3 protein-coding genes and 1 pseudogene are annotated in these 4,146 nt (G+C 63.7%); 2 read left to right on the top strand and 2 right to left on the bottom strand.

Annotated elements, in window-relative coordinates:
* Window positions 1-387: 387 nt before the first annotated feature.
* Together JSE7799_RS10230 and JSE7799_RS10235 are read right to left on the bottom strand one after the other, a co-directional pair.
* Complete coding sequence (locus tag JSE7799_RS10230) at window positions 388-1,728, bottom strand: TrkH family potassium uptake protein (RefSeq protein ID WP_055663526.1); 1,341 nt, start codon at window positions 1,726-1,728, stop codon at window positions 388-390.
* Window positions 1,725-2,399, bottom strand: a complete 675-nt coding sequence (locus JSE7799_RS10235) for a potassium channel family protein (RefSeq protein WP_055663527.1) — start codon at window positions 2,397-2,399, stop codon at window positions 1,725-1,727. The genes JSE7799_RS10230 and JSE7799_RS10235 overlap by 4 nt, the downstream gene beginning before the upstream one ends.
* A 612-nt stretch (window positions 2,400-3,011) precedes the next feature.
* On the opposite strand from JSE7799_RS10235, the gene JSE7799_RS10240 reads away from it, so the two are divergent.
* Complete coding sequence (locus tag JSE7799_RS10240) at window positions 3,012-3,755, top strand: alpha/beta hydrolase (protein WP_083480457.1); 744 nt, start codon at window positions 3,012-3,014, stop codon at window positions 3,753-3,755.
* A gap of 25 nt (window positions 3,756-3,780) precedes the next feature.
* A pseudogene (locus JSE7799_RS21715) lies at window positions 3,781-4,146 on the top strand (transposase family protein); the annotation flags it as partial.

Consider the following 4,146-nt stretch of genomic DNA (forward strand, 5'->3'; position numbering starts at 1 on the left):
TCTGCATCGCCAGCTCGAAAGCCCGCGCGAACACCGATGCGATCTCGCCGGGCCCGTGCTCGATCAACTGTTCCAAGACCGCCTCAAGCGCCGTATCCTTCCTGTCCATTCGTTCTTCTCCATGGCCGTGTTGCAACTCCATGGAATACCAGAATGGGCAGCCCGTGCTGGGGCGCCCCAGCACGGGCTCACGCCCCGCGTCTCAAGCGAATTTCCAGACCTGAGGGTACAATACCCGGAAGGACGCTGCTCGTGGGCCCTGCGGCAATTTCGCGGGTCTGACGCGGGGCATTTCACTTCCAAGCGCGACGCAGCCGGCCGACAGCTCCCCAGACCCCTTTCCGACCCTGTTTCGTAGCTCGCCTTGCATCGCCGCCGGAAATCGCCTCAGCCAAGATGCACGCGGCCGGCCGGATACCTCACACGCGCCGGAATCCGCGTGGCAAGGAAAAAACCGAGCGTCAGGGGCCCGACGCGGCCGATGAACATCAAAAGCATGATGATGATCCTGCCGAGCGCGTCGAGCTCGCCGGTCGCGCCGCGCGACAAGCCGACCGTGCCGAAGGCGGATACCACCTCGAACGACAGATCCACGAACTGGCCGTCGTGGGACAGCAGGATCAGGAACATCGCCGTCATCATCACCAGAACGCTGACCATCGCGAGCGCGAGCACCTTCATCACCTCTTCGAGACCGAGCCTGCGACCGAAGACGTTCAGGTTCTGCCGCCTGCGAAAGAACGCCGCGGTGGCCAGAAGCAGAACGACGAAGGTGCTCACCTTGATGCCACCCGCGGTCGAGGTGCTGCCGCCACCGATGGTCATGAGCGACATGAACATCAGCGAGGTGCTGTCATGCAGTCCGGCGATATCGACGGTGTTGAACCCGGCGGTGCGTGTCGTCACGGCCTGGAACCAGCTCGCCAACAACTTGCCGCCGATATCCAGGTCGCCGATGGTCGCCGGATTGGTCCATTCGAGGACGGCGAAGGTCGGGACCGACCAGGCGATCAGGGCGGCGGTGCCGGCGAGCATGATCTTGCTGTGCAGCCGAAGGTGGCGCCAGTCGCGCGTGCGGTTGAGATCGGACAGTACCGTAAAGCCGAGCCCGCCGATGATGAACAGGGCCGGGATCACGAGATTGATCAGCGGGTTCGCGACCCATGCCGAGAGGCTGTCGGGGAAAAGCGCGAAGCCGGCATTGTTGAACGCGGAGACGGAATGGAAGACGGCGTGCCACAAGCCCGGCCACCAGCCGAATTCCGGCACGAAGACGATGGCGAGAAGCGCGGCACCGGCAAGTTCGACGACCGCCACCACGCGCACGATGATCGCAACCAGCCGGACCAGATCGGTCAGAGAGGTCTGGTTGAGATCCTCGCGCAGGTAGACCTGATGCGAGAAGCCCACCGAGCGGCCGAGCATGGAGAGGACGAGGACGGCGGAGGTCATCAGCCCGAGTCCGCCGAGCTGGATCAGGATGGCGATGACGATCTGTCCGAAAAGGGTGAATCCGGTTCCGGTATCCACCACGGCCAGCCCCGTCACCGTCACGGCCGACGTTGCGGTGAAGACCGCGTCGCTCCACGCGATCGGGCGCGTCGTGGCGAAGGGCAGCATGAGCGCCGCCGTTCCGAGGATGACCAGCCCCGCATAAAGCATGCTGAGGGCGGCCGGCGGTGGAACGTGGCGCAAGATGCCGGCGGAGCCGAGGTGCAGAGGCTTCATCGGCGGCGTCTCAGACTGTCCCCGAAATCGCGAAGCTGCTGTCGCTTTCCGAGCAACAGCAGCTTGTCCCCCGTCTCCAGCAGCGCCGTCCCGTCCGAGCGTGCGATGAATTCGCCGTCGCGCATCGCGCCGAGGGAGATCAGGTCATAAGGCGAAAGCAGTTTCTCGTCTCCGATGGCCGCGCCCGCCAGTTCTTCGGGGACCTGAAGATCCACCACATGGTAGCCGTTTCCAAGGCTCACGTAATCCCGAACCAGCGGATTGTGCAGCATCTGCGCGATGTGCTGCCCCATTTCCTGCTCCGCCAGGATCACGCGGTCCACGTCCATCTTGACGAGGATGCGGTGATGGGTGCGGCTCATTGCCTTGACCCACACTTCCTTCACGCCGAGCATGCGGACATTCATCGTGCAGAGGATATTCGCCTCGAGATCCTCACCGATCGCCACGACGGCGACATCGTGGACGCCGACGCCGGCCTCGCGCAGGGCTTCCTCGTCCCGGCCATTGGCGATGACCGCTTCCGAAAGCGTGTCGGCGATGCGCGTAACGCGCCGTTCATCAAGATCGATCCCCAGCACCGGGTTGCCGAACCGGGCAAGCTCCGAAGCGACCGTGCTGCCGAACGTGCCCAAACCGATCACTGCGAAGCTTCTGGTGAGTCGTGCCATCGATCCGTTTTCCCCCTTCCACGCCAATCCGCCTCTTCGTACCGGTCAGCCACCGGCAACGCGACCCGGCATGTGCAGGTAACGGTTGACCGTTCGGATCATCCTTTGTCGGTGCCGGACACCGGGGGCGTGTCAATGTCAGCGACATGGTTCTTGATAAGGTGGCAGGAGGAGTTCGCGGTTAGAACTTGGGGCAGCCGACGCTGTCTCAAATCTTCTTTGGGCCGTGGAAGACAACGAAGCAGGAAGACAACGAAGCAGCAGGAGACGCGATGCGAGATGCTGCGGCGCCAGCCGGTTGCAGACCGTTTTGCACATTTGCCATGCCAGAGCGGAAGATAGGGGGGCAGCCTGGCCCATGGGCGCAGGACGTCCCGGTTTTGTTTGCGGGTGCTGGCCGCACTCGTTCGCTGGTTTGAGGCTGCACCGAGGCCAGGGACGAGGCGGATCGTTCAGGCGTGCTCGTCTGCCTTAGAGCATGCGTCGAGCGCGGATACCGGCGGGGGCCGGTCCCTCAAGGGCGACGCTTGTCTACCTGTCCGCACCCGTGCTTCGCTCCATGGGCCGGCGGCATGGTAGATTTTCGCCGCGGCCAAAGAAGGAGATATCGCCATGACATTCTCGACGCGCATCCCAATCGGGACGGCTGCGGCCCTCTTCGCATTCACGACAACGAGCTTCGCCGGAGAGGTCGCGCATTACACCTTTCCGTCCGAGACGCTGGACCGCGACTACGCCTACAATATTTACCTGCCTGACGGATATGAGGATAGCGGGCTCGAATACCCGCACATGTATCTTCTGCACGGCTCGTTCGGGAACGAGAACGACTGGCTTGTCGACGGCAAGGCGCAGCAGACGCTGGACCGCATGATCGAGGAGGGGCGCATCCCGCCCGCCGTCGTCGTCATGCCCGGCAGCCAGAGCTGGTGGGTCGACGGCTATAACGAGCCGGCGGAGACGGCCTTTTTCGACGACCTGATCCCGCATATCGAGCAGACTTGGCGCGTCATCCCGGAGCGCGAGGGGCGGCTCATCGGCGGCCTCTCGGCCGGCGGCTACGGAACCGTCAACTTCGTTCTGGAGCATCCCGAGATGTTCGCCGCGGCCGCCGCGCTCAGCCCGGCGAGCTATGTGCCGGTGCCACCGGAAAATTCATCGGGAAATCGCCATCCGGCTTATCTCGACGCCGAGGGCAATTTCGATCCGGCCAAGTGGGAGGAGCTGAACTACACGGCATATATCGACGACTACAAGGCGCAGGACATTGTGGTCCCGATGTACATAAATGTTCCGTCCCGGATGATCACCTTTCCCCGCGACGATCCGCGCTCTTCATGGCAAGATCGGTTCTGAGGGACCTTCGAGACGGGGCACGACCATGCTGATACATCTTCACAAGCAGGCCACGACCACGCCGAAGGTGCGGGCGGCGATCCAGGCGAACACGGAGCCTGCTCCGGTCCTGGTCGAGCGCTTCGGCATAACGGAGCAGACCGTTTACAAGTGGCGCAAGCGCGACAGCGTCGCGGATCGCAGCCACACGCCGCACAGGCTCCAGACGACGCTGACACACCACCGCAGGAGGCCGTCGCGGTGGCCCTGCGAAAGGCGCTGCTGGTGTCGCTGGATGATCTGCTGGCGGTTGTGCGGGAGTTCCTGAACCCGAACGCCTCGCGCTCGGGGCTGGACCGCTGCCTGCGCCGGCATGGCGTGGGGAACCTGCGCGACCTGAAGACCAAGGCGG

The sequence above is a fragment of the Jannaschia seosinensis genome (genome assembly GCF_001408515.1).
GTDB classification, from domain to species: domain Bacteria; phylum Pseudomonadota; class Alphaproteobacteria; order Rhodobacterales; family Rhodobacteraceae; genus Jannaschia; species Jannaschia seosinensis.

Bases quoted from the DNA above. Each gene is read 5' to 3' on its own strand.
- JSE7799_RS10235 (WP_055663527.1), bottom strand. From the start codon at position 2,399: ATGGCACGACTCACCAGAAGCTTCGCAGTGATCGGTTTGGGCACGTTC.
- JSE7799_RS10230 (WP_055663526.1), bottom strand. From the start codon at position 1,728: ATGAAGCCTCTGCACCTCGGCTCCGCCGGCATCTTGCGCCACGTTCCA.
- JSE7799_RS10240 (WP_083480457.1), top strand. From the start codon at position 3,012: ATGACATTCTCGACGCGCATCCCAATCGGGACGGCTGCGGCCCTCTTC.